24 protein-coding genes, 1 pseudogene and 1 CRISPR repeat array (1 of these 26 cut by a window edge) are annotated in these 25,551 nt (G+C 56.8%); of the genes and pseudogenes, 8 read left to right on the forward strand and 17 right to left on the reverse strand.

Annotation, left to right across the window (positions count from 1 at the left end; genetic code table 11):
• A CRISPR array of direct repeats spans positions 1-1,009; the repeat unit is 28 nt; unit sequence TTTCTAAGCTGCCTGCCCGGCAGTGAAC; it begins 99 nt to the left of the window's first position.
• 129 nt (positions 1,010-1,138) lie between these two features.
• The 7 genes from cas6f to LG383_RS13360 all read right to left on the reverse strand — a co-directional run bounded on the left by cas6f (position 1,139) and on the right by LG383_RS13360 (position 6,576).
• Positions 1,139-1,693, reverse strand: a complete 555-nt coding sequence (cas6f, locus tag LG383_RS13330; protein WP_225759338.1) for a type I-F CRISPR-associated endoribonuclease Cas6/Csy4 — start codon at positions 1,691-1,693, stop codon at positions 1,139-1,141.
• 10 nt (positions 1,694-1,703) lie between these two features.
• Positions 1,704-3,533 carry a type I-F CRISPR-associated helicase Cas3f gene (gene cas3f, locus LG383_RS13335; protein ID WP_225759339.1) on the reverse strand — a complete coding sequence of 610 codons (1,830 nt, stop codon included), beginning with the start codon at positions 3,531-3,533 and terminating at the stop codon, positions 1,704-1,706.
• A 342-nt stretch (positions 3,534-3,875) separates the two neighbouring features.
• On the reverse strand, positions 3,876-4,028 hold the full coding sequence (locus LG383_RS13340; RefSeq protein WP_106992265.1) for a Hok/Gef family protein: 153 nt from the start codon (positions 4,026-4,028) through the stop codon (positions 3,876-3,878).
• Positions 4,029-4,268: 240 nt separating this feature from the next.
• Complete coding sequence (locus LG383_RS13345) at positions 4,269-4,982, reverse strand: GNAT family N-acetyltransferase (RefSeq protein WP_225759340.1); 714 nt, start codon at positions 4,980-4,982, stop codon at positions 4,269-4,271.
• 235 nt (positions 4,983-5,217) lie between these two features.
• Positions 5,218-5,700, reverse strand: a complete 483-nt coding sequence (locus LG383_RS13350; protein WP_106992263.1) for a cold-shock protein — start codon at positions 5,698-5,700, stop codon at positions 5,218-5,220.
• A gap of 91 nt (positions 5,701-5,791) precedes the next feature.
• Positions 5,792-6,037: a YmjA family protein gene (locus LG383_RS13355; protein WP_106992262.1), complete on the reverse strand. Its 246-nt coding sequence runs from the start codon at positions 6,035-6,037 to the stop codon at positions 5,792-5,794.
• Between the two features lie 44 nt (positions 6,038-6,081).
• Positions 6,082-6,576: a GNAT family N-acetyltransferase gene (locus LG383_RS13360; RefSeq protein ID WP_225759341.1), complete on the reverse strand. Its 495-nt coding sequence runs from the start codon at positions 6,574-6,576 to the stop codon at positions 6,082-6,084.
• Positions 6,577-6,892: 316 nt separating this feature from the next.
• On the opposite strand from LG383_RS13360, the gene LG383_RS13365 reads away from it, so the two are divergent.
• The 3 genes from LG383_RS13365 (at position 6,893) to LG383_RS13375 (ending at position 8,805) form a co-directional block, all read left to right on the forward strand.
• A complete protein-coding gene (locus tag LG383_RS13365) occupies positions 6,893-7,204 on the forward strand; it encodes a type II toxin-antitoxin system HigB family toxin (RefSeq protein WP_225759342.1) in 312 nt (103 codons plus the stop codon).
• A complete protein-coding gene (locus LG383_RS13370; protein WP_225759343.1) occupies positions 7,201-7,620 on the forward strand; it encodes a type II toxin-antitoxin system HigA family antitoxin in 420 nt (139 codons plus the stop codon). The genes LG383_RS13365 and LG383_RS13370 overlap by 4 nt, the downstream gene beginning before the upstream one ends.
• A 63-nt stretch (positions 7,621-7,683) precedes the next feature.
• Complete coding sequence (locus LG383_RS13375) at positions 7,684-8,805, forward strand: YbdK family carboxylate-amine ligase (RefSeq protein ID WP_225759344.1); 1,122 nt, start codon at positions 7,684-7,686, stop codon at positions 8,803-8,805.
• On the opposite strand, the gene LG383_RS13380 is transcribed toward LG383_RS13375, so the two are convergent.
• From LG383_RS13380 to LG383_RS13390, 3 genes are all read right to left on the reverse strand, one after another.
• Positions 8,792-11,890 (reverse strand): efflux RND transporter permease subunit, encoded by a 3,099-nt coding sequence (locus LG383_RS13380; protein WP_225759345.1) that lies wholly within the window; start codon positions 11,888-11,890, stop codon positions 8,792-8,794. The genes LG383_RS13375 and LG383_RS13380 overlap by 14 nt on opposite strands.
• Before the next feature lie 9 nt (positions 11,891-11,899).
• Positions 11,900-12,961: an efflux RND transporter periplasmic adaptor subunit gene (locus LG383_RS13385; RefSeq protein ID WP_225759346.1), complete on the reverse strand. Its 1,062-nt coding sequence runs from the start codon at positions 12,959-12,961 to the stop codon at positions 11,900-11,902.
• A 112-nt stretch (positions 12,962-13,073) separates the two neighbouring features.
• A complete protein-coding gene (locus LG383_RS13390) occupies positions 13,074-15,785 on the reverse strand; it encodes a cation-transporting P-type ATPase (RefSeq protein ID WP_370635167.1) in 2,712 nt (903 codons plus the stop codon).
• 497 nt (positions 15,786-16,282) lie between these two features.
• On the opposite strand from LG383_RS13390, the gene LG383_RS13395 reads away from it, so the two are divergent.
• Complete coding sequence (locus tag LG383_RS13395) at positions 16,283-16,531, forward strand: DUF1158 domain-containing protein (RefSeq protein WP_106992256.1); 249 nt, start codon at positions 16,283-16,285, stop codon at positions 16,529-16,531.
• Here the strand turns inward: LG383_RS13395 and LG383_RS13400 are convergent.
• The 3 genes from LG383_RS13400 to LG383_RS13410 form a co-directional block, all read right to left on the reverse strand.
• Positions 16,460-18,085 (reverse strand): alpha/beta hydrolase-fold protein, encoded by a 1,626-nt coding sequence (locus LG383_RS13400; protein ID WP_225759348.1) that lies wholly within the window; start codon positions 18,083-18,085, stop codon positions 16,460-16,462. The two genes, LG383_RS13395 and LG383_RS13400, sit on opposite strands and share 72 nt — an antisense overlap.
• Before the next feature lie 135 nt (positions 18,086-18,220).
• Positions 18,221-18,562, reverse strand: coding sequence for a RamA family antibiotic efflux transcriptional regulator (locus LG383_RS13405; protein ID WP_106992253.1), 342 nt, complete (start codon positions 18,560-18,562; stop codon positions 18,221-18,223).
• A 32-nt stretch (positions 18,563-18,594) separates the two neighbouring features.
• Complete coding sequence (locus LG383_RS13410; RefSeq protein ID WP_225759349.1) at positions 18,595-19,698, reverse strand: MBL fold metallo-hydrolase; 1,104 nt, start codon at positions 19,696-19,698, stop codon at positions 18,595-18,597.
• Positions 19,699-19,888: 190 nt separating this feature from the next.
• Between LG383_RS13410 and LG383_RS13415 the strand changes: the two genes are divergently transcribed.
• From LG383_RS13415 to nfsB, 3 genes are all read left to right on the forward strand, one after another.
• Complete coding sequence (locus tag LG383_RS13415; protein WP_106992251.1) at positions 19,889-20,479, forward strand: TetR/AcrR family transcriptional regulator; 591 nt, start codon at positions 19,889-19,891, stop codon at positions 20,477-20,479.
• Complete coding sequence (locus LG383_RS13420) at positions 20,469-20,840, forward strand: MmcQ/YjbR family DNA-binding protein (RefSeq protein ID WP_225759350.1); 372 nt, start codon at positions 20,469-20,471, stop codon at positions 20,838-20,840. Before LG383_RS13415 ends, LG383_RS13420 begins: the two co-directional genes overlap by 11 nt.
• 76 nt (positions 20,841-20,916) lie before the next feature.
• Complete coding sequence (gene nfsB, locus LG383_RS13425; protein WP_225759351.1) at positions 20,917-21,570, forward strand: oxygen-insensitive NAD(P)H nitroreductase; 654 nt, start codon at positions 20,917-20,919, stop codon at positions 21,568-21,570.
• Positions 21,571-21,597: 27 nt separating this feature from the next.
• Here the strand turns inward: nfsB and LG383_RS13430 are convergent, their stop codons facing one another.
• From LG383_RS13430 to LG383_RS13445, 4 genes and pseudogenes are all read right to left on the reverse strand, one after another.
• A complete protein-coding gene (locus LG383_RS13430) occupies positions 21,598-22,200 on the reverse strand; it encodes a hypothetical protein (protein ID WP_106992248.1) in 603 nt (200 codons plus the stop codon).
• 89 nt (positions 22,201-22,289) lie between these two features.
• Positions 22,290-22,577 carry a helix-turn-helix domain-containing protein gene (locus tag LG383_RS13435; RefSeq protein ID WP_106992247.1) on the reverse strand — a complete coding sequence of 96 codons (288 nt, stop codon included), beginning with the start codon at positions 22,575-22,577 and terminating at the stop codon, positions 22,290-22,292.
• 227 nt (positions 22,578-22,804) lie between these two features.
• Positions 22,805-23,065: pseudogene (locus tag LG383_RS13440) on the reverse strand (DUF2157 domain-containing protein); the annotation flags it as partial.
• 19 nt (positions 23,066-23,084) lie between these two features.
• Positions 23,085-23,954 carry a helix-turn-helix transcriptional regulator gene (locus LG383_RS13445; protein ID WP_225759352.1) on the reverse strand — a complete coding sequence of 290 codons (870 nt, stop codon included), beginning with the start codon at positions 23,952-23,954 and terminating at the stop codon, positions 23,085-23,087.
• A gap of 107 nt (positions 23,955-24,061) precedes the next feature.
• Between LG383_RS13445 and LG383_RS13450 the strand changes: the two genes are divergently transcribed.
• Entirely contained in the window at positions 24,062-25,498 is a 1,437-nt protein-coding gene (locus LG383_RS13450; protein WP_225759353.1) for an MFS transporter, read from the forward strand.
• Positions 25,499-25,551: the final 53 nt, after the last annotated feature.

A 25,551-nucleotide genomic window follows, 5' to 3' on the forward strand; every position in this document is an offset into this window, starting at 1 on the left:
TTCCCTGTGAGTTCGAAGCATTTTCTAAGCTGCCTGTACGGCAGTGAAGGCGCTGATATGTGATGATGGGGAAGCGATAGATTTCTAAGCTGCCTGTACGGCAGTGAACACCAGCAAAACATCTTCCATCGCTGGCTGGACTTTCTAAGCTGCCTGTACGGCAGTGAACCTCGATCCCTCGCTGGCTATCAAAATCATCATTTTCTAAGCTGCCTGTACGGCAGTGAGCTGGTACTCATCTGCGATTGCGTCAGCAACGTTTTTCTAAGCTGCCTGTACGGCAGTGAACGTGAACGACCGGTGGTGCAGGCGCGTCATATTTTTCTAAGCTGCCTGTACGGCAGTGAACGAGTTTTGAACTGTTGCAGTGGTCATTTGAAGTTTCTAAGCTGCCTGTACGGCAGTGAACCATATCTCCGGCCACCATGAACGGGGCTACAATTTCTAAGCTGCCTGCCCGGCAGTGAACGGCACCGGCTTCCGGCAGGCGAATATCATGCATTTCTAAGCTGCCTGCCCGGCAGTGAACGATAGAGAAACGTTAGCCGCAGCGGCTATTTTTTTCTAAGCTGCCTGCCCGGCAGTGAACGACCATTGCATACCCTTCTGAAAACGCCAGCATTTCTAAGCTGCCTGCCCGGCAGTGAACAGGGCATGGCTCACTTTGACGACGAGTGTGTATTTCTAAGCTGCCTGCCCGGCAGTGAACCCAGCGCTGCAGCTAACAACAGTATCGGGATTTTTCTAAGCTGCCTGCCCGGCAGTGAACACGCTGTGGAACACCGGCGCGAGAGTCAACGATTTCTAAGCTGCCTGCCCGGCAGTGAACGTCTGCGCCCAGGCTGCTTTTGCTGTCGTACTTTTCTAAGCTGCCTGCCCGGCAGTGAACATAAACTGCACGAAAAACTTTCATAATGTGGATTTCTAAGCTGCCTGCCCGGCAGTGAACCAACTCGCAAGGTTTTGCAGAAAGAACTGATTTTTCTAAGCTGCCTGCCCGGCAGTGAACTGGAACCTAAAACCACTATCCCTTTGTTACTGTTAGATAAACCCACTTTCTCTACGTTAAACCCTTTTTTATTCCCATCACTACCACTCATTTGAAATCAATAGGTTATCGCCTTACGAGAAAAAAGGGTTAAAACCAAGGTACTGTTGCCGTGTCGCTCAGACCATAACTACTAAACAAACCACTGACAGGCATCGTTTGTAATTCACTATGGCGGATAAATAACCTAAAACATTGCCCGGTAGACAAGCTTTTAAGATGTAAGAAAGGCAAATGACTACGTCTGTCTTTTCCTTGCGCTATTCGCTGCTGCGCCTGATCCTCGGTTATCCACCCCTTTCGTAATGAACGACGAACGAGTCGTTCAACGCTGCTCTTGACCTGCACGCGGCTGACAATGCACCAGCTGGTAACGTCTGGTACCGCCAGGATCGCCGTCGCACTACAATAGTCATTCAGACCCGCTCGCCACCGGCTCTCCTCCAGTTTGCTGAGCGCAGCCTGGCTACCGTGCAGGCGAATGACGCCTCCCAGCTTTTGGGCATGTTCCGGGAAACTGATGCCAATATCTCCCTTTCCATATGCCCCTAACGCCCGATGCAGTTTGGCAAACAGTGCAGCCATCAGCGTCTCCTCGGTAAACTCAGGATCGGGTAGCACCCGGATTTCCTGATAGCTTTCCATCCGCGCCTCCTTATTCTGATTTTTCGCCAAATACGCCACCGCGAATAAGCACGGCCATCACATAGTGCTGTTGATCTGCTGCAGGCTTATCACCCTTTGTTATACGCATCAGCGCCTGCGCAGTGGCGATTAGCGGGTTAATATTCGCCATTCGCACCAGCCCTAAAGAGACTGTTTTGCCCTTTTCAGCGGGCTGTTGGTGTGCCACATGCAGCTTCAGAATTTCTTCATGGAGTGTGTCCGCAAGTCCGGATATCACCTCTGCGGGTCGCGATGAAGAGGTCGTCACATTGACAATATCGGTGATACGCAACACGGCTTTTTTCGGCAGGCGTTTTGCACGGTTTTCCGCAAAGGCGCAATGGGCATGCCAGAAATCCTCCGCTGTCGTGCAGACTTTTTCCTGAGCATTGTCTTCATCAAACCAGGCACAACACACCTCAAGCGGCATCCCCGGCTCGCCGCAGGCCTGCTGCCAGGCTTTGCGTCCGGAACAATACGCCGTATGGAGCGCCAGAACGAAAGCAGGTGGTAACGTTGCAGATGAAAGCAGAACCCGACTCCCCAGCATGCCAGCCCAGTTAACCAAGCGGCATAGCGCATGCTGGTCAGCAATATCGAAATCGTCCGGCTCATCCAGCACCAAATCGCTGGTCAGTAACCGCAGCATCGGTGCAATCTGCTTGCCGCCGCGCACGCCTTCAGTTGCAGGCATCAGGTGATCGATGGTGGTTATCAGCACCGGCGCATCAACCAGCTGCCGTAATTGGGTCTCTTTTTCAAGCCACTGACGCAGCGGTCCGTTATTCGGAATCCCATCGTAATGAACATATTGATGGGACTCGAAGAATGCCTCTTCAGATAGGCTACTTTCGTCCGGTTCGTGCTCTTTTTGATGAAGCTCCTTTACCGCCCGAGAACCCACCAGCACTGCCAGATCGTCTTCTCCTAACCCAAGGCGGCTGCGCAATGCTTCTCCGGTTTGCAGCGTCAGAGTGCGTAACCCCAGCGCAACAGTAAAACGACAACCTTCGTCTTCCTCTGCGAGGGCATACATAATCCGCGCATTGGCAAACGTCTTTCCGCAGCCCGTGGAGGCCATATTTATCCCAAAAAAGCCCTGTTTCCGGGAGTGTTCGCCCAGGCTCTCTGCTACGTCCCAGGCTTTATTTTGCCAGCGGTAGCGTTCATCTTTTGCCCGCTCGCGAAATCCTTTATGCCGGGTAATTGCTGGTAGCTGGCGGCGTAGCGAAGGCAATGAACGGCCAAGCAGTAACGCATGATGACTGACGCCTGCCGTATGTTCATCCAGCTTTTGCTTTAACTGACCGGTTTGACGATCGGTATTGGCCCAGACACTGTAGTCAGCATCCTGCCAGGCGGTTACCGGCTCATGTGAAGAGTAATGGTGATCCGCAAGCATCAGCGCCAGCCGCGCCAGGTGCAGCGTAAACGGCTGATTCATTCTGCCAAAACCGTCTAAAGACACCGCATGAGACGCCCGCTTTGCCAGTTGTCGGGCTTTCTCTTGCCACGTATGGCTGCGTAGCGGCAATCCTGCCGGGAAGGTCCAACAGCGCTGAAAGTCTGCCTCACTCCAGTCGCTGTTTTCATGATTAAGGGCATTCCAGGCAACATTCAGTTGATTCGTCAACCAGGTTTCGCTACCAGAAAGGTCGGGAGGATTTTTGCCCAGATACTGTGGTAAACGATGATGGGAAAGGATAAGCCAGGCGACAACCTGGGCCAAAGGGGGTAGCGCGGTAAACGGGCTGCAACTCCTGAGCTGAGTATCTTTTTTTACACGTTCAAGCCACAGCGATTCGTCTTTTGCAGACAATATGCCAAGCGATGCAAGAAGAGGCTACCATCCAAATTGTCTAGGTTTGGTGATGGTAGCCCCGGTTGATGGAAACATCTCCGGGGCTTTTGCTTTCTGCCTCACCACACCTGCCTGAGCTCAGAAAGCATCAGGCACCCGCCGCAATATTACGCTTGAATCGCCTAAAACATCGCCTTTAAACTGGATATTTAACCAGTGAAATAGCGTTTTCAGAATACGTTTAGATCTTCGGTTGAAGAAGAAAAATGCCCCGCCTGACTCATCACCAGACGGGGCAAAAAAACGGGTGCCTGTACCAGACCGACAACCGGATAAGCGGGGATTGCTCCCCGCGTACCGCTACTTCTTCGTTTCGTAAGCGAGAACAGCTTTCACTTCCATATCGCGCTCCTTAAAGCTCAGTTCGCATAACTGCTCGTGAACCAGAAACGTGACTCCCAGCACCGTTAAACTCAGGACCAGGATCGCCGCAAAGGCGTACTTGTTAAGCATGTCATTGCCTCCTTGCTAAGAAGAGGCTACCATCCAAATTGCTTAGGTTTGGGTAGGTAGCCCCGGTTGATGGAAACATCTCCGGGGCTTTTGCTTTCTGACTCACCACACCTGCCTGAGCTCAGAAAGCATCAGGCACCCGCCGCAATATTACTCCCGTACCGTCGAAAAAATCGCCTTCAAACTGGATATTTAACCAGTGAATTGACGTTTTCAGAATATGTTCAGGTCGCTGAAAAATCAGACCGATTCCTGGCGAACATGAAATGTTTCAAGTCGCCTGATTTGCCGTCCTTCAGCATCAAAATTATCCGCGGCCAGCCAGCCGCGAATAGCTGCATCCCGTTCCGGCCATTCGCTGTCGATAATCGACAGCATATCGCTGTCGCGGTTACGGCCTTTGCGCACCAGTTTCTGACGCAGCCGCCCTTCCCAGGTAAAGCCCAGGCGATCGGCGGCCCGGCGGGAGGCAATATTCATCGAATCGCACTTCCACTCCAGACGGCGATAGCCGCGTTCGAAGCCGTACTTCAGTAGCAGCCAGACAGCCTCAGTGCCGAGCGGGCTGTTTTTCATTTTACGCGACCAGGTGACATGACCGATCTCCACCGAGCCCAACTGCTGTTCAATTGCCATATAACAGACCAGCCCGACGGCGCGCTCGCTGTGGCGATCGATCACTGCAAAGGGCACCAGCCCTTCGTCCTGCACTTTGATCTGCAACCAGTCGACGGTGGCCTCGACGCTGGCAGGCTGATTGCTGGCAAGCCAGGTCCAGTCGCTGTCATCACCTAAGGCATAAGCCTCGAACAGATCTACCGCATGTTCTACCGCATCCAGCGGTTCAAGGCGGCAAAAACGCCCTTCCAGCACTCCACGCTCTAATACGCTGGCCCCTTGCCAGTCGGGAACAGGATCGTTAACAGTCTGCCCCCAGATATTGATTTCCGGCACGCTCTACCCCTTTTGTTTGTTAATAGATTGTTATTTCACAATACAGGATTGACGACATAACAGTACTGCTGAATCGACTGAAACTACAGCAGGTGTTTGATCGGAGGGTCATGCTTAGAGGGGAACATCGGATGAAACAGTGGTATTGCCCGGCGGCGCTGCGCTTGCACGGGCCTACAAGGTGGGGTGAGATTTGTAGGCCGGGTAAGGCGTAGCCGCCACCCGGCACTGCAGATTACATCAGGTTCTTAAGCTGTTTCACCGTGGCATCGATATCGATTTCATCTTCGGAGAAGATGAACGTTTTGCCCTGGAAAGTGGTGATCGCCAGTTTTTTCACCGTGCGCATCTCACTTGCTTTCGCAGTTGATTTTGGGGCGATATTACCCATCAGGCTCTTCACCGACAGCACCTCTTTATCAAGTTTGGTGTCGCCAGACTCTTCTTCGCTGTATACCAGATAAGACTTGATGGAGGTGATCTTATGACGCTCGCCATCAATGAAGATGTATTTGCTTTCCGGGACCACTTTTACCGCAAAGGCAGACAACCCTTTGTTATTGGTGGTGGGTTCGAACGTCACCGCGGCATCTTTCTTAATCAGCTCAGGGTTGGCGACCTTAATCACATGAAAATAACGGTTATCGCCGTTTTCATCTTTGATAAATCCAAAACCCTTGTCTTCAAACCAGGTTGTGATTGTTCCGTTCATCGCCATTACCGCCTAATTAATCGTTTATCAACTCAACTTTTGCCGCGCGCAGTGTAAAGCACAATGTCTGCACAGACCACGCCTTTAATACAAGGAACTACTCATTGCCCCACTGATTGAGGAAATTGGCAATATCATCGATACGCTGGGCATTAATACCGGCTTCCACCGCCATCTCGGTCTGCGCCGCTTCGCTGATCTCTTCGTTATTCATCAGACGGGTGATCAGCAGTTGAAAATAGAGCGCCAGGGGATCACGCTCTGCTTCGCTCACCGGCGTTGCGGCTTCCGTCGTGTACTCATCCACGATGTCATAATATTTAATTGGTACGTCGTTGCTCATAAGAGATCCTCAGGGTGTCAGTTTCTGCCTGGATAATAGCATTCTCACGGCGTTTTTTCCGCGAGCCCCACAATAGACTTGCTCATGTTGATCCCGGTAATTCCAAAACCGCTGCTCTCGTAGAGATGCCGGGCGCAGGCATTATCCCCTGCTACACGCAGTCTGATCTCTTTAAAACCCTTCTCGCACAGATGCGCTTCAAGAGCGCGGAGAGTCTGTTTACCCAGCCCCTGTCCCTGGCAGGAGGTGAAAATATGAAAATCGTAGATAAACACTGAGCGCATCATCGTATCGGGTTTGTACCAGAGATAACCGACATGCCTGTCGGCCTGATCTATCGGCGCAACAAGAGCGAGTAAAACGTGTCCATGCGTATTCACGCCTTCAGGAAGCATTTCGGCAATTTCCTGCTTTGCTCTGGCAAGCGAATCATGTTGAGAGAGCCCGTAGTTTGTGGCGATCTCTTTGGCATAATCATCAATAAAATAATCCAGATAAGCAGGATACTCATCTTCTGTCAGGGGTCGAAACGAGACCATGGCTTACTCCTTAGCGTTAATAATCAGGCCAATATTAATAGCGATAACGACTCTGGAGCGTCAAGGTAGACTGAGCCTTGTTATTAGTCAGGCTCCCAATGATTTCCGGAATGGACTACGCAAATAATAAAAATCAAGCGAGCAAAGCCATACCAGCCTCTTTAATTCATTTTTATTGCCCCATAAAGTACGCAGGCATTAAGAAAGAGTACCCGTATGGAGAGGGTGCCGTGACAACAACCCCGCTTTGGTTTCCATATTGTCAACTCAATATCAACTTCCTATAATGTTTCCAGGTTGGAAATAAGGAGCAAGGATGCACGTAGTATCGAGAGCACCTTTCGATACGGCTACCAGACAATTTCCCAATCAGGCGGTAGCCCTGGACGATCTTTACCGGGTGCTTAAGAAGGAAAATTACCCGTCACCAGACCAGATGAGAAAGCGATTCCCCAGTCTCGACAGAATGAAATACCGGGAAAAATGGTGGGTCATTGATGTGGGTGGCGGGCATTTGAGAGTGATGTTTTTTGCGGATTTTGAACGCGGACGGATCTTTATCAAGCATATCAGCACCCATGCAGAGTATGACAAGCTGACGGATATCTACCGGAGAACCAAAGAATGAATTATGCAGATGCCATCAAAGCGGCAAACGATCTGACCACCGTATTGCCCTTTCTGGGAGCAAGCCCGTCGCGTAAAGACTACGAAGAGGCATTAGCCCTGGTGGAGTACCTGATAGAACATCAACCCGATAGCCCGCTGGTTGATATGCTGACCGCTAAGATCGATAAGTATGAGGATGATTCACCTGAATTTGCAGCGTTTAACGCCCGTGTTGCGACAATCCCCTCCGGCGTTGCGCTGCTGAGAACGCTGATGGATCAGTATCACCTGACCCAGAGCGACCTGGAAAATGAGATTGGTAAAAAGTCGCTGGTGAGCCGGATCCTGAACGGCCAGCGCACATTAACGCTGGATCATATGCGAGCGCTGGCGAAGCGTTTTGGCTTACCGGTGAGTGCGTTTGTGGGGAACTGACTAGCTGAGGGAGAACGTCACCCGTTGTCTATACTCAACTCATCACAGACAACGGAGTGCGCTATGCCTTTACCCGACTTTCATTCCTCTGAGCCCTACACCCTCGGCATCGAACTCGAATTACAGGTGGTGAACCCGCCGGGCTATGATCTGAGCCAGGACTCGTCCGCCCTGATCGACGCCGTGAAAAACGATATCAAAGCCGGAGAGGTGAAGCACGATATCACCGAAAGCATGCTGGAGATCGCCACTGGCGTGTGTCACAACATCGACCAGGCGGCGGCGCAATTTTCCGCCATGCAGCAGAGCATTCTGCGTGCGGCGGCGGAGCACCATATCCAGATCTGCGGCGGCGGCACGCATCCGTTTCAGAAATGGCAGCGTCAGCAGGTGTGCAAGGACGAGCGTTATAACGCTACCCTGGAGCGCTTTGGCTATCTGATCTTGCAGGCCACGGTATTTGGCCAGCACGTCCACGTCGGGTGCCGCACCGGCGATGAGGCCATCTACCTGCTGCACGGCCTGTCGCGCTTCGTGCCGCACTTTATCGCCCTGGCGGCAACCTCCCCCTATATGCAGGGCACCGACACGAAATTTGCCTCCTCGCGACTCAACATCTTCTCCGGGTTCCCGGATAACGGCCTGATGCCGTGGGTCAACAGCTGGCAGGAGTTCGAGGGGCTGTTTCGTCGCCTGAGCCACACCAGCATGATCGACAGCATTAAAGATCTGCACTGGGACATTCGCCCGAGCCCGCATTTCGGCACCGTCGAGGTGCGGGTGATGGATACGCCGCTCACGCTGGCCCATGCCATCAACATCGCCGGGCTGATTCAGGCCACCTCGCACTGGCTGCTGACCACGCGGCCTTATAAACATCAGGAGCAGGATTTCTTACTCTACCGCTTCAACCGTTTTCAGGCCTGTCGCTACGGGCTAGCGGGGATCCTGACGGATGTGCATACTGGCGAGCAGAAAACCATCGCCGAGGATCTCGCCTGGCTGCTGGAGCGCGTCGCGCCGTCCGCCGAGAAGCTGGGTGCCACGAGCGCGATTCAGGAAATTGCCCTGATGCTTAAACAGGGCAAGAGCGAGGCGCAGCGTATGCGGGACTTTATCGCAGACGGTGGCTCGCTCATCTCCTTAGTGCAAAAACATGCCGAACTGTGGGCTACGAGTCCGTAATCCGGTGTCCCCACTCGCGCAGGCGCTGGAACAGCACGAACAGCGCCGGGATAAAGACTATCCCTACCACGGTGGCCACCAGCATGCCGCTGAACACCGTGGTGCCGATGATGCGGCGGCTCTGGGCCCCCGCCCCGGTCGCCAGCATCATCGGTAATACCCCGATAATGAACGACACCGCGGTCATCATTACCGCCCGGAAGCGGCGGGAGGCCCCCTCTCTCGCGGCATCGACAATCGCCATCCCTTCCATCCGCCGCGCGCGGGCGAACTCAACGATCAGAATCGCGTTCTTGGCGGCAAGGGCTATCAGTAGCACCAGGCCAATCTGCACATACACGTCGTTAGCGTAGCCGGCGGCCCACAGCCAGACCAGCGCCCCGCCGATGGCGAACAGTACCGAGAGCATCACGCTCGCCGGTAAAGTCCAGCTCTCGTACTGGGCAACAAGGAACAGCCACGCCATCACCACCGCCGCCAGCACGATCCAGATCGCCTGATTCCCGGTCTGCTGCTCCTGATACGACATCCCGCTCCAGGCGTAGTCATACCCGGCAGGCAGGTTATCCGCCAGAAGCTCAGCCATCGCCGCCATCGCCGTGCTGCTGCTCACCCCTTCTGCCGCCGAGCCGCTTACCGACACCGACGGGAACTGGTTGTACTGCTGCAGGAACGGCGCACCGACGGTTGGAGTGATGGTGACGAGGTTGCTCAGGCGCACCCGCTCGCCATTGTTGCTACGCACGAACAGCTCGCTGATTTGCTCTGCGCGCTCGCGCCACTGCATCTCGTTTTGCATCACCACGTGGTAGACGCGATTGTTGACGCTGAAATCCCCGGCTCGCGTGCCGCCAAAGGCGGTTTGCAGGCTGCTGAAGATGCGCGAGACCGGCACGTCAAGGCGCGCTGCGCGCTCGCGGTCAACGGTGAGCGTCAGTTGCGGCACGTTGCTGCTCCAGGTAGTGAACACCCGGCTCAGCTGCGGATGCTGGTTGGCCTTCACCAGCACCTCTCGGGTGACGCGCTCCAGCTCCGCCGGGCTCTGCCCCGCCTGGGCCTGAATGCGCAGGTCGAAACCGGAGGCGTTGCCCAGCCCCGGTAGCGTCGGCGGGGCGAAGGTCATGATGGTCGCTTCCGGCAGGGCCAGCAGCTGGCGCTGCAGGGTGCCCATCACCTCATCCAGGGCTGGACGCTCGCTCCAGTCCTTCAGCATCACGGAGATAAACCCACCGTTGGAGGCGCTGGTGCCGTTGAGAATGTTAAACCCGGAGACCTGAATCACGTCCTCGACCGCCGGATTTTTAGCAATCAGTTCGCGTGCCGTGGCCATCACCGCTTCGGTACGCTCCAGCGAGGCCGACTCCGGCAACTGAACGCTGGCGAAGAAGTAGCCCTGATCCTCCTGGGGCAGGAAGCCTTTTGGCATCGACATAAAGCTGAACACCACTACGGCCGCCGCACCTGCGGTCGCCAGCAGCGCCAGCCACGGGCGCAGGTTGAACGCGCTGACAATCCGGGTGTAAAGGTTGCGCGTCGCATCCAGCCCGCGGTTAAAGCCACGGTAAATCGCCGCCGGACGCTCAGGGCGCGGACGCAGCAGCAGCGCGCAAAGCGCGGGCGTCAGGGTCAACGCCACCAGGCTTGAGAGGGTCACCGCCGTGGAAAGCGTCACCGCAAACTGACGGTATAGCTCGCCGACAATCCCCGGCAGCAGCGCCACCGGAACAAATACCGCCAGCAGCACCAGAGTGGTGGCAATCACTGGCCCGGCAATCTGACGCAGGGCCTGCGCGGTAGCCGCCGTGCGGCTCTGCCCTTCTGCCATCAGGGTTTCCACACTCTCCACCACCACGATGGCATCATCCACCACCATGGTCAGGGCCAGAATAATGGCGAACAGGCTGAGCGTGTTAGCGGAGTAGCCCAACGTATAGAGCACCGCAAAAGTGCCCACCAGCGACACCGGAATGGCGAGGGCCACAATCAGCGTCGCGCGCCAGCTTTGCAAAAACAGAGAGACCACCACCACCACGGCAAGCATCGTCAGCGCCAGCGAGACGCCAATCTCCTTGATGGTCGCGGCGACAAACTGCGTGGTGTCGAACTTCACTTCCCAGGTCAGATCGTCCGGAAAACGTGTCGACAAGCGTTCCAGCTCGGCGCGCACCGCGTCGGCCACGCGCAGAGCGTTGGCGGACGGCGTGGGATAGATGCCGAGATAGGCGGAGTCATGCCCGTTCAGTTGCGCGCCGGAGCTGTAGCTGCGCGAGCCAAGTTCGATACTGGCGACATCCTTCAGGCGCACCAGCTGGCCCATCTCTCCCGCGCGGATAATGATCCCGGCGAAATCTTCAGCCTGATTTAAGCGCCCCAGCCCGTTAATAGTCAGGGTCTGCTGCTGGCCGTTAAACACTGGTGGCGTTCCCACCTGGCCTGCGGCGCCCTGCACGTTCTGCTCGCGCAGGGCCTGGGCCACGTCGTCGGTGGTGACGTTGAGGGCGTTCATGCGGTCCGGACGTAGCCAGATGCGCATGCTGTAATCGCGCGCGCCAAACATCTGCACCTGTCCGACGCCCGACAGGCGGGACAGCGCCTCGCGCACCTGGGTGCTGGCGTAGTTGCTGACCAACAGCGGTGAGTGGGAATTATTCGGTGAGTAAAGGCTTACCCCCATCATCAGGTTGGTGGCGCGCTTGCGCACCTGGACGCCGTTTTGCTGCGCCTCGGCGGGCAGTTGCGCCACCGCCTGCGCCACGCGGTTTTGTACGTCGATGGCGGCCAGATCCGGATCGGTGCCCGCTGCGAAGGTGATGTTGAGGCTGTATGCGCCCTCGTCCGAACTGGTGGACTCCATATACAGCATGTGATCCACGCCGTTAAGCTGGGTCTCCAGCGGCGTGGCGATGGCCTCCGCCACGTCGGCCGAGCTGGCGCCGGGCCAACTGGCCGAGACATTTACTACCGGCGGCGTGATCTGCGGATACTGCTCCACCGGAATCATCTTCAACGCGATGGCCCCCAGCAGGGTGATAACCAGCGCAATCACCATCGCAAAGCGCGGGCGTTTGATGAAAAACGTCAGCATGATGGCTCCTTAATTCAATATCTGGACGGCTGCGCCAGGCTGTACGCGCTGCGCGCCGTCAGTAATCGCTCGCTCACCGGACGCGATGCCAGAGGCGATCTGAAACTGCTGGCCGATCTGCCCGGCAACGTTCAGCGGACGCATTTCTGCTTTGTCGTCAGCGTTAACCACCCAGGCAAAGAATCCGTCGCCGTTTTGCTGCACCGCCGCGGCGGGCAGGGTCAGCACCGGCTCCTCGCTTGCCGGGCGCAGAAACAGATTCACATTCCCGCCGGGCAGCAGCTGATGCCGTGGGTTGGCGAACTCGGCGCGCAGCATCACACTGGCAGTGCGCGGGTCGATGCGATTATCCACCGAGGTCAGTTCCCCGCTGATGCGCTGGCCGTTGCTCTCTATCAGGGCCCGCCAGGCTTTTTTCATGGTGCTGATATCCGCATGCTGTCCGGCTTTGGTGGCAAACGTCCCCTCCTCCAGCGCAAAGGCGATGCGGATCGGGTCGAGCTGCACCACCTCCACCAGCACGCCGCTTGCAGGATTCACCAGGCTGCCCACGTGGAAGCGGCTGTGCCCCACGCGACCATCAATCGGCGCAGTAATGCGCGTGTACGCCAGGGTGACGTTGCGGGTTTCAAGCCGGGCTCTGGCCTGCTCCAGCGCCGCGCTGGCGACGTCGCGCTGCATCCGGGCGTTATCCACATCGTGACGGCTGATGGCGTTGTTGTTACCCAGGCTTTCAAAGCGGGAGAGCTGCTGCTGCGCCTGACGCAGGGTGGCTTCGGCGCTCTTCACCTCGGCCTGGGCCAGACGCACGGCGGCACGCGGCTCGGCATCGTCCAGTTCAAACAGCAGGTCGCCTTTTTTTACATACTCCCCATCGCGGAAGTGAATGTTAGTGATCGCTCCCTCGGTGCGGGCCCGCAACTCAACGGTGTGAATGGCTTCAACGCGGCCCGGGATCTGGCGCTCGGCGGCGTGGGCGGTCTGCTCCACGGTGGCGACACGCACGGGGATGGCGGCGAAGGCGGGTTGCAGGCTGCAGGCGAGAAGTGCGAACAGGAGTGGGAATTTCATGGGAGTACCTCAGATGTGTTCCCCTCACCCTAACCCTCTCCACAAAGGGGAGAGGGAACTTGAACACCCTCTCCCCTTTGGGGAGAGGGCAGGGTGAGGGGTAAGGTTTTTGTTATGCAGCCTTACGGAACCTGCGAGTCAGTCGCTTCTCGATTTCGACGATGAAGAACATCGCGCTCGCTATGGCCAGGGTGACACCCCAGTAGCGCAGCGGCAGGGCTTCGGTGCCGAACAGCATCTGCATAAACGGCAGGTAGATAATCGCCAGCTGCAGCAGGAGCAGCACGCCCGTTACCAGCCAGATCCCTTTGTTCGCCAGCAGACCGCGGTTGAGGGAGAAGCCTTCGGTGTTGCGGCAGTTAATCATGTAGACCCACTGGGCGCAGACCAGCATCTGCAGCAGCACGGTACGGATGAACTCCGCGCTGTGGCCGCGCGGGGCCAGCCAGGCTTCCAGCGCAAAGGCGGCGACGGTAATCAGGGTCCCGACGAAGGCCACGCGCCAGACGGCATAGGCATCCATGACGTGCTGACCGGTCTGACGCGGCGGACGACGCATGATGTTGCGCTCGGCGGCTTCAAAGGCGAGGCCGAAGGAGAGCGTGGCGGAGGTGGCCATGTTCATCCACAAAATCAGCACCGGCGTCAGCGGAATGATGTTCCCCGCCAGCAGGGCAATCACAATCAGCAGCCCCTGCGCGAGGTTGGTCGGCATGATGAACAGAATGGTCTTCTTCAGGTTGTCGTAGACGCGACGCCCCTCTTTCACCGCGCTGGCGATGGTGGCGAAGTTATCGTCCGTCAGCACCATGTCGGCGGCCTCTTTGGTCACTTCGGTGCCCTTGATGCCCATGGCAATCCCGACGTCCGCCTGGCGCAGGGCCGGGGCGTCGTTCACACCGTCGCCGGTCATGCCGACGATCTCACCCTGCTCCTGCAAGGCCTGCACCAGACGCAGCTTATGCTCCGGGCTGGTGCGGGCGAAGATGTCATACTCTACCGCCGCTTTTGCCAGCTCAGTATCATCCATATGCTCCAGCTGATAGCCGGTCACCGCCTGGGCGCTGTTGGTGATCCCCAGCATCTGGCCGATGCTCATCGCGGTCTGGGGGTGATCCCCGGTGATCATCTTCACGCGGATCCCCGCCTGCTGGCAGGCGTGAATAGCGTCGATCGCCTCCGGGCGTGGCGGGTCCATCATCCCGGCGATGCCGAGGAAGATCAGGCCGTGGCTGAGATCGTCATGAGTCAGCGACTGCTCGCCATTGGCCGGTTTGAACGCCGCAGCCACCATCCGCAGCCCCTGACGGGCGTAACGCTCCATCTCCGCTTCCCAGTACGCGCGGTTAAAGGCTTCGGCCCCGTGACGGGTCTGCTGCTGCGAGCAGAGGGCGAAAAGCACGTCCGGCGCGCCGGTGATCAGGATCTGCTCTTCACTGCCGATCTGGTAGTGGGTGCTCATGTATTTGTACTGCGAGTCGAACGGGATCTTGTTGATAAGCGTGGTCATGACCGGTGCGAGATGGGCTTTTGCCGCCAGCACCTTCAGCGCGCCTTCGGTCGGCCCACCGGTGATGCCCCACAGGCCGCGCTCGTCCTGAATCATCTGGCTGTCGTTACACAGGTCGACGGTGCGCAGATACTGCTCCAGCACGGTGCCCGGCTGGATCTGCACCGGCTCGTCGCTGCCTTCAAGGCAGATATTGCCTTCCGGAGCATAGCTGTCACCCCCGACGCGATAGCAGCTGTCGGCGGTGATAATCGCTTTGACAGTCATCTCGTTCATGGTCAGGGTGCCGGTTTTGTCCGAGCAGACCACGGTCATCGCTCCGAGCGTTTCTACGGTAGGCAGTTTGCGGATAATCGCCCGCTTACGCGCCATCGCCTGCACGCCCAGCGACAGGATAATCGAGATAATGGCTGGCAGACCTTCCGGTACCGCGGCCACTGCCAGGCTGATTAACGACAGCAGCAGCTCGCCAATCGGCATGTCGCGCAGCAGCAGGCTGAAGACAAACAGCGCGACCATCATCGCCATGATCAGGCCGAAGATGGCTTTGCCGAGCTTGTCCATCTGCACCAGCAGCGGGGTGCGGTGCTTTTCAATGCCGGCCATCATCTGATTGATGTGGCCCAGTTCGGTCTCCTGGCCAGTGGCAATCACCACGCCCATGCCGCCGCCTGCGCTAACGGTGGTGCCGGAAAACAGCAGATTGGTGCGGTCGCCGAGGGTTAATTCTCCGGTTAAGGGCTTAATATGTTTATCGACCACCGTGGATTCACCGGTCAGGATCGCCTCTTCCACGCGTAAATTATGCGCTTCAATGACCCGCATATCTGCCGGAATACGATCCCCGGCGCGCAATACAATAATATCCCCGGGAACTATTTCAGTTGTCGGTATTGTTTCGTGAACGCCCTCACGAATAACGCGCGCGTCACTGGCAAGCATATTTCGGATACTGCTCAGGGATTTCTCGGCGTTACTCTCCTGAATATGACCAATTAAGGCATTAATCACCGCCACACCCAGAATCACCAGCGTATCGACCCAGTGGCCCATAATGGCAGTTAATACCGCGGCGGCCAGCAGGACGTAAATTAAGACGTCGTTAAAATGGGCCAGAAAACGCAGCCATGCTGGTCTGGCTTTTTTTTCCGGCAGGGCATTCGGGCCATGCTGCTGCAGGCGTGCCTGCGCCTCGGCGCGGCTCAGGCCGGCAGCGGTGCTGCGCTGTGCCTCAAGGGTCTGTTCGACGGTCTGCTGATAAGCCTGCGTCGGTGCGTGGCCCGGGTTGGACCGGGGCGTGTGGGTATGATGCATTTTGGTCATATTTCAGTTCCTTCAATTTGCGGTGAGCAAAAGCCTGAATTCCATGTCTGCTTTTATAAATCGTCGGGCGTTAATTTAATGGGTTGTCAGGACAATTAATTTAACGCACTATTATTTCTGTCGATGGCATTAAACAGATAACGTTTCATTTCAATAGAGTGATTTTTACAAATTATTTCTAAACCGAAACTAAACGAGAGGTAAGCATGTTTGGGATTTATCGCGGGCGTCGCCTGGCGTTATATATTATCGTTGCCATTGTTATTGCGACGTTAATTGGATATAGCACATATACCTTCGTAAAATTATTTGCCGGAGGGTGACAATAATTTACGTTAATCCAGATTAATTGAATTAGCGAACGCCTGTCGGGAAAATATCCGCGAATTAATGGGCGATTATTTATCGCCCGCGCGCGTTGCGGTTGATATTGCTTTACGAAGCCCTATCCGTGACAATGTTATTTTTAACTGACGATTAACATAATTATGAAACACCCACTGGAATCGCTGTTAACGGCAGGCGGCATCTTGTTGATGGCCTTTCTCTCCGTTCTGCTGCTGCCTGCCCCTTCCCTGGGGCTGGTGGTGGCGCAGAAGCTGATGAGCACCTTCCATCTGATGGATCTCAACCAGCTCTACACCATTATCTTCTGCCTGTGGTTTTTACTGCTCGGCGCCGTGGAGTTCTTTATCCTGCGCTTCGTCTGGCGCCGCTGGTTTTCCCGGGCGTCGTAAGCCGGTGAAATCACGCATCCCGTGGATCAGCGCTTCACACCAGGCCGCGTAGTCGTGGCCGCTTGACGACGGGTGGAAGCTGACGCGATAGCCTTTCTCCTGCAAAACCTTTTCGAAATCCTTCGTGGTGCGGTAGATCCCGCCCCCTGGCCCCGTGGTTTCAAACTTCCCGGCCTGCAGCCAGAAGCGGACCGGATACGGTGGGGACTGCTGATACTGACGCGTCAGCCAGCCGGACGCTTCACCTTTCGGCGCCCACCAGTACGAGCCAGAAAGACTTAGCACGTTGCCAAACAGTCGCGGGTAGCGCAACGCCACCCATGAGGAGGCTATGCCTCCGTAGCTTGAACCCGCCAGCACCGTTTTCTGCCGCTGCATCGCCATCCCCTGCCCGCGCAACCACGGGAGCAGTTCATGGGCCATAAAGTCGGCAAAATCCGGGTTCGGCGGTAGCTCTTTACTGCGTCGGGCGTGATCGAGGCTATCGATAAATACCAGGTTGACGGGCGGCAGATGATGGCGGGCAATCAGGCCATCCAGCACGTTAGCGAAATGGTAGTCGTCCTGATAGATCTGCCCATCGAACAGGATTAAGGTCCAGCGCGCGGGCTGGGCAGTGCGCGGTTTGTAGATCATCACTTCACGCGCATTGCCAAGGATTGTGCTGTTAACCATATGGCGGGTCAGCATGCCGCTCATCAGCGGCTGGGCTGCGGCCTGCGCCGAGCAGTAACGCGCCGGGCTGAGATCGAGCAGAGAAAAGCGGTTCCAGCGATCCGCCTTCTGTTCACCAAAGGTGTTTGGATTGAGCGGATCGGCCTGGGCGCTTACGAGGATCGCCCGTCGCTGATCGCGAGGAGAGCCGTCAATCAGCGGCACATCCGGCGCAAGTTTGTACTGCATCACCGTGTCGGCGGGGACCACGTAGCTGCGAAACCAGACGTCGCTCTTACCGAGGCGGAACAGCGGATCGTGATCGCCCGCCGGAGAGCCCAGAATAAAGACGTTGTCCCGCGCGCCACGCCACAGGAAGGTGACACGCTTATGGCTGGCATCCACTGGCTCCACCATCGGCGTGCCCTGCTGACGCTGCGCCTGCCAGAACGCATCGGTACTTCCACCGGCAGCAACCGTTTTTGCCAGCGCCTGCAGCGTCGGGCTTTCCGGCTCGAGCATTTGCACCCGCGGTAAGGCAGTGGTCTCTTTCATCCGCCACTGAAAACGCCAGGCTTTGCCCTCCTCCCCCTGCAGCACCAGCGAGGTGTTTTGCTTCACGGGCAGAGCAAAGAGCAGCGTGTGTTCCCCATCGGCAGGACCCTTTTCAACCAGGGTGCGAATCTTTCGGTTTTGTTCGTCCAGCAGGCGGGCATCCGTTACGCCATTCAGCGTGGCGGAAACGTAATTCTCGTCCAGCGGCGGCAGTGAAAAACAGACTTCGCCGCTGGCATCAAACTTCCCCTGTACGTCTCCCTGAAGGGAAGAATGTTCACAGGTCGCCGCCATCGCAGGCAGCGCGCCGATCCCTAATAACAACCCACTCCATACCCTCTTCATTACCGCATGTCCCCGACGAAATTTGTTACCAACGCTAATGCAAATGGTAATAATTTTCAATATCATTAGAGGAATTGGCGGTTTTGCAGGCCCGGTAAGCGCAGCGCCACTGGGCTATTAGCAGGTTTGATGCGTTTAATGCGCCCGGCTGTGGTTATCCTTGCGATAAGCGCCAGGCGGCTGGTTAAAGGTGCGGGTGAAGACGCGGGTAAAGGTTTGCTGGGAGTCAAAACCGTAGCGCAGACAAATGTCGTAAACCTTTTCGTCCGATTCAAGCAGATCCCGCGCCGCCAGCCGCAGCTTACGTTCCCGAATGTACCGTCCCAGGCTCTCGCCTTTATACTGCATAAACAGCCGTTGTAGGTGCCATTTGGAATAGCCCGCGTGACGGGCGATATCCTCGATCCGCAACGGCTGATGAAGGTTGTCGTCGATCCACTCGACAATGGTGTCGATAACCTGAGCGGAAATAGTCATGTTGCTCTCCCCCTCTGCTCTTCGATTAAACATTATTCCCACCACGCGCGAAATTGTTGCGTGGCATCATCCACTCTGAGCGGCTCACCGAGTTCCGGCGTCAGCAGGCGATACGCTTTATCCTTGCTGGCCTGCGACAGCTTGATCAGCGGGTCGTTCCAGGTATGTTTTGCCAGTACAAAGCGCCCGGAGTGACCCGGCACCACTGCCCTGGCGTTCAGATCCGCGGCGGCCTGCGCCGTTTCAGAAGGCTGCATGTGAATGTACTTCCAGTCCTGGTCGTACTGTCCGTTCTCCATGATCGCCAGATCCACTGCACCAAACTGTTCGCCGATGGCGCTAAAGTGCGGGCCGTAGCCAGAATCGCCGCTGTAAAACACCTTCTGCTGCGGGGTGACAAACATAAAGCTGCCCCACAGCGTCTGGTTGCGCTTCAGTCCGCGGCCGGAGAAATGGCGCGCCGGGAGAACGTGCACGGTCAGATCATCGCTGATGCGTACCGACTGATCCCAGTCCCGCTCCTCAATGATGGACGGCGCCATGCCCCAGTAGCGCAGATGCGATCCCACCCCGAGCGGCGTGACCACGCGCTTCACTTTCGGCAGCAGCGCCTTGATGGTGGCGTAATCGAGATGATCGTAGTGATCGTGGGAGATAATCAGCAGATCGATATCGGGCATCTCTTTAGCATGCCACGGATACTCTCCGGCAAAGGCTTTGTTGAGGAAGGAGAAAGGTGCGGCATAGTTACTGAATACCGGATCGATCAGAATACGTTTACCCGCCAGCTGCAGATACCATGAGGAGTGGCCGAGCCAGACCAGCGTGTCCTGATCCAGCGGCAACTGGGCGAGATCGGTTTTTACCAGCGGCAGCGGCTGGGCCGGACGCGCGTTTTCACGTTTGGTCACCAGAAAATCCCACCAGGCCGCCAGCATGTTCTTGTTGCCGGTAAAGCCCGGCGTGGGCAGGGTGTTATGGAACTGTCCGTCGCGATACTGCGGCGAGGCGGCAAACTCACTCACCTGCGCACCCTGTGGCGGCTGGCCGAATCCGGCATTCAGTACGAACGGCAAACTCGCCGCTGCTGCAATAATCATCACTACCACCAGGCTAATAATAAAACGCTTTTTCATATCCCGACCCGAATTCGCGCCCCATCCGATGGCCTGCGCGGGCAAAACTTGATTATGAGTGAGTAAGCACTCATTATAGAAGTGATGCGAAAGTCGTCAAGACGTTTTAAGATCTTTGACATTCCGCGTTGCAGCCCCGCAAAGAGCATGATTCAATCAGGGTTTTTGCACATTAACTGGAGGAAATGCAGTGGCTCGTCCGAAAAGTGAAGATAAAAAACTGGCGTTGCTGGACGCGGCAACCACCGCGTTTGCCCAGTCGGGCATTGCGGCCTCTACCGCGTTAATCGCCCGCAGCGCAGGGGTGGCTGAAGGCACCCTGTTTCGCTATTTCGCCACCAAAGACGATCTGCTCAACGCCCTCTACCTGCACCTGAAACAGGATCTGTGCCAGACCATGCTGGCGAATATGGACAGGGCCCTTACCCAGCCAAAAGAGCATACCCGCAATATCTGGAACAGCTACATTGACTGGGGGATCCGCAACCCGGTGGCCCACGGCGCCATCCGCCAGCTCGGGGTGAGCGAGAAGATTAACGCCGAAACCGAACAGGCGGTGCACGAGATGTTCCCGGAACTGCATGAACTCTGCCGTCGTTCGATTCGTCCGGTATTTATGTCTGAAGAATTTCGTCTGTTTGGCGATGCCCTGTTTTTGTCGCTGGCGGAGACGACGATGTCCTTCGCCACCCGCGAACCGGCGCGTGCCACCGAAATCAAGGCGCTGGGTTTTGAAGCCATGTGGCGAGCGCTGGCTGAAGAGGATGTCCATGGACAGTAAAACCCTTACCGCCTGCGCGCAGAAAGTGGCGCTGGAACTGCCGTTTACCGAACAGTGCTGGCCGTTTGGCCCGGAATACGAGGTGTTTAAGGTGAGCGGCAAGATTTTTATGCTAATGGGCAAGGCGCACGGACGTCTGCACGTCAGCCTGAAATCCGATCCGCAAAAATCGCTGCTCAATCAGCAGATCTACCAGGGAATTGAGCCTGGCTACCATCTGAATAAAAAGCACTGGATCTCGGTTTACGCCGCAGAGGATATTACCCCGGCGCTGATAGCCGATCTGGTCAACGATTCGTGGCATCTGGTGGTGGATAAGCTGCCGAAAAAAGAGCAAAAACGTCTACGCCCCGGCGGTTAAACGCCCGTAATGCCCTTACCTTTTTTCCTTTCCGTTTGTATTATTTTCCCTTTTGTACTGAACCCCAGGAGTCGTAATGGATATCATCTCTGTTGCCTTGAAGCGTCACTCAACCAAGGCCTTTGACCCGAGTAAAAAACTGACTGCCGACCAGGCAGAACAGATTAAAACCCTGCTGCAGTACAGCCCGTCCAGCACCAACTCGCAGCCGTGGCACTTTATCGTCGCCAGCACCGAAGAAGGCAAAGCGCGCGTAGCGAAATCCGCAGCCGGTGGCTTTGTCTTTAACGAACGCAAAATGCTGGATGCCTCGCACGTGGTGGTCTTCTGCGCCAAAACCGCGATGGACGATGCGTGGCTGACCCGCGTGGTGGATCAGGAAGAGGCCGATGGCCGTTTCAACACCCCGGAAGCGAAAGCCGCCAACCACAAAGGCCGCACTTTCTTCGCCGATCTGCACCGCGTCGAGCTGAAAGATGACGACCAGTGGATGGCGAAACAGGTTTATCTCAACGTCGGCAACTTCCTGCTGGGCGTGGGCGCCATGGGCCTGGACGCGGTGCCGATTGAAGGCTTCGACGCGGCGGTCCTCGACCAAGAGTTTGGTCTGAAAGAGAAAGGCTTCACCAGCCTGGTGGTGGTGCCGGTTGGGCATCACAGCGTGGAAGATTTCAACGCCACGCTGCCGAAATCACGCCTGCCGCTGAGCACGGTTGTGACTGAGTGCTAATGCAAACGGGCCGCGAATAGCGGCCCGTTACTTTTTACTGATAACCAGTCTGCGATGCGAATGCACATCACGATCGTATCCCCAGGCGAACGCAATCCAGCGCTCTTCCAGTTCAGCGTATGAATTAACTGGCGTTAAGTGCCACTCTTCTCCTACCGTGCCGTCCGCCACGCTGATCTGATAATTCATGGTAAACGCCCAGTCGATCATCCGTAGCCAAAAGCGCTGACCATCCCCGGTTTGCTCGCTGTCTGACACCACGACATTGTATTCGCTCAGGAGCCACTGGAAAAAGAATTGCGGAAAACCGCTCACCACAGATTGATGAAGAGTACGCGGGGTACGCCAGACCATCACCTGCGTGGCAGCACCGTGGGGGAAGGTAATCTCGTTGTGAAATTCCAGCTTAACGGCATATGCCGTGTAAGGCTTTCCCTCGTCAGTGGTTACGATCCGATACTCGTCGCTGTAAAGCGATTTTAAAAGACGGTAGCCCACAGGCAATACAAAGCCCGGCAGATGAAAATCCGCAGTACCGCGCGCAAGGAAAGCTTCGGTATGTTCAACGTTTCGGGAGACGAGTCCCAACTTGTGGCTGAAGTCAGCAGAATCAATCATCAATGGCGACATCGGGTTGTTTCTCATCGCGTAATTATAGTCCACTTCGTTACTCATCGAAATGATGAAAATTCAGTGGGTTGTATAACGTTGACTTGTACTCAATAAAGCGTAATCTGCGGATGCTTAACGCCGCACACCAGCGCATAACGCGTTAAGGTATCCAGGCTCGCCCGGGTAATATTGGCTTCCATTCGGGATACCGTTGGCGCGCTGACCCCCATTCGCTCTGCCACCTGAGCACGCGTAAGCCCGGCCTGTTTGCGCCACTGCGCCAGCATCTCACGCAGACGCTCCTTGCGTTCTTCGGCATCAAAAGCAGCCTGTACGTCTGAATCGCCTAACAGCTCTGCTCTTAATACATCCCAGTCAATAATCTTCTTGCTCATCCAACATCTCCTGTTGTCGTTTCAGTGCCAGACGGATTAGCGAGAGGATCTCCTCTCTGACTGCCTGATGAACGATGAGTCTGAACACGTTTTTTCATCCCTGAAGATATTAGCATGTAAGGCAATTTGCATTAAAGGCTAATTTTTCCTTTCGTGATTTACCTTACACGCTTTATCCGGATCAGGCCGAAATCGCATCCATTCCCTGAAAGCTCCTCGCAAAAATCTTACTTCGACCCACTTCCCCCATGCCAGATCCGCTCCGCATAGCGCCCGATTACCGCCAGCGACCCCGCCAGGATCAGGAAAAACAGCACCTTATTCATCCCGTCCCAGAAGTATTCGAAGTAGCGGGTATAGAGGTTGATCCCGAGAAACGTCAGGCCAAAACCGCGCAGCATGCCGTCGTCGGTTTTCAGGCTGATGTAAACAGAGACCACCGCCGCCACGGCAAACAGCAGCACCCACGGCAACAGCACCGCGCGCGTTCCTGTTTGCGGGTGACGTTCATTTGGCCTGCTCCGTTAACCACGCCAGCGCGCGCTCGCCCTCGTCATCCACCGGGAGATAAACCAGCAGGCGCGAGCCATTACGCGGAGCGGAGTACCAGTACATCTGCTGGAGATGAAAATCCCCCAGCTCGGGATGGGTAAACAGTTTCAGCTGGTTTTCTACGCCGCGCACGTCGTTGCGCTGGTGCCACAGGGCTTCAAACTCCCCGGACACCGCAAAGAAGCGCGCCAGTTTGGCTTCCCACTGCGGGTCACCCCGGTGCTCGGCCATTGCCGCGCGGAAGTAGGAGACAAAAATCGGCAGCACGTCGCCGCGCTTGCCCAGCCGGGCGCGCCACGCCGGGTGAGTGAGGAACAGGTAGATGCAGTTGCGGTCTTCCGGTGGGATGGCGTTAAAGTCGACGCCCATCAGATGGCCAAAGCTCTCGTTCCACGCCACGATATCGAAGTTCGGTTTCTGAATACTGGCGGGTTTCGGCATCAGGGTATCGAGCAGACGTCGGGTACCTTCGCTGATCCCCTCGCAGCACACCGCCTGGGGCGCTTCCCCCGGTGGCAGACCAGCCAGCACAAACAGGTGTCGGGCTTCGGTTGGGGTACACTGCAATGCTTTCGCCACTGCCGCCATCACCGTGCTCGACGGGTTGACGTCCCTGCCCTGCTCCAGCCAGGTGTACCAGGTCACGCCCACGTCGGCCAGCATGGCGACCTCTTCACGACGCAGACCTGGCGTGCGACGGCGGCCGCTTCGCGGCAGGCCGAGGCGCTGCGGATCGAGACTTTCTCGCCGGGCACGTAGAAATGCGCCGAGCTGTTTACGGGTGTCATCCTGGAGTGAGGTGACGGGTTCAGACATCAGCGCCATAGTGCCCCCTGCATGGTAGTGCCAGTACCAGTATAAGCAAGAACTGGTACCCGTTTATCAGATGGTTGATGCTACGACGCTACGCTGTTCGACGCAATGGAGTCACCATGAATACGTCAGTTGTTTCACCGGGCCGGGCAGGCCTGATATTGCTGTTAACCGGCCAGATGCTGCCGCTGATTGATACCTCAATCACCAACGTGGCGCTGGACTCCATCACCCACTCGCTGCACGCCACCGCCACCGAGCTGGAGCTGATTGTCGCCCTTTACGGCGTGGCCTTTGCGGTCTGCCTGGCGCTCGGCAGTAAGCTGGGGGATAACCTCGGCCGCCGCCGTCTGTTTATGTGGGGCGTAGCGAGCTTTGGCCTGGCCTCATTGCTGTGCGGCATGGCGGGGAATATCGAGCAACTGCTGGCCGCGCGCATCGTTCAGGGCGCAGGCGCAGCGCTGATCATGCCGCAAATTCTCGCCACCCTGCACGTGACGCTGAAAGGCACCGCCCATGCCAAAGCCATCAGCCTGTTTGGCGGCATCGGCGGAATTGCCTTTATTGTCGGGCAGATGGGTGGCGGCTGGCTGGTGTCGGCGGATATCGCCGGGCTGGGCTGGCGTAACGCCTTCTTTATCAACGTGCCGATCTGCCTGCTGGTGCTGGCCCTGAGCCGTCGCTACGTGCCGGAAACCCGCCGCGACACGCCGTCGCGCATCGACTGGCCGGGCACCGCGCTACTGGCGGCGATCCTCTGCTGCCTGCTGTTCCCGATGGCGCTGGGGCCGCAGTGGCACTGGTCCTGGCCGCTGAAGGCGGCGCTGATTGCCATTGTCCCGCTGGCGTATTTGATGGCGCTGAATGCGCGTAAAAAAGAGCGCGAAGGCGCCCATCCGCTGATCCCGCCGCGCTTAATGCAGCTCGGCAGCATCCGCTTTGGCGTGCTGATTGCGCTGCTCTTTTTCAGCGTCTGGTCCGGATTTATGTTCTGTATGGCGCTGACCATGCAGACCGGTCTGGGGATGGCACCCTGGCAGTCCGGTAACAGCTTTATCGCCCTCGGGGTGACGTACTTTGTTTCAGCATGGTTTGCCCCGCGCCTGATTGCCCGCTACAGCACCGGCACCATTTTGCTCACCGGGCTGGCGATCCAGATAAGCGGTCTGCTGGCGCTGATCGCTACCTTCCGCATCTGGGGCCTGGAGAATACCGCCCTGACCCTCGCCCCAGCCACCGGGCTGGTGGGTTACGGCCAGGCGCTGATTGTGAACAGCTTCTACCGCATCGGGATGCGCGATATCCAGCCTGACGACGCCGGGGCCGCCAGCGCTATTCTCAGCACCCTGCAACAGGCGGCCCTCGGCCTCGGCCCGGCGATCTTCGGTGCGATTTTACTCCACGCCCTGCACAGCCATCGCGGGGATTACGCTGAGGCGATTAACCTCTTCCTGGTGGTGGAAACCGTCATGATGATCGTCCTGGCGCTGGCCACCCTGCGGCTGCGCCATCGCCTGTGCCTGCCGGTGGTGAAGGCCTGTCAGGCGGTAAAATAGGCCAGGCGAATTTGCATAATAGATCCGCAGCCGCCATTATGGCGGCTGCTTTA

This window comes from Leclercia sp. Marseille-Q4284, assembly GCF_916618945.1.
GTDB lineage: Bacteria > Pseudomonadota > Gammaproteobacteria > Enterobacterales > Enterobacteriaceae > Enterobacter > Enterobacter tamurae.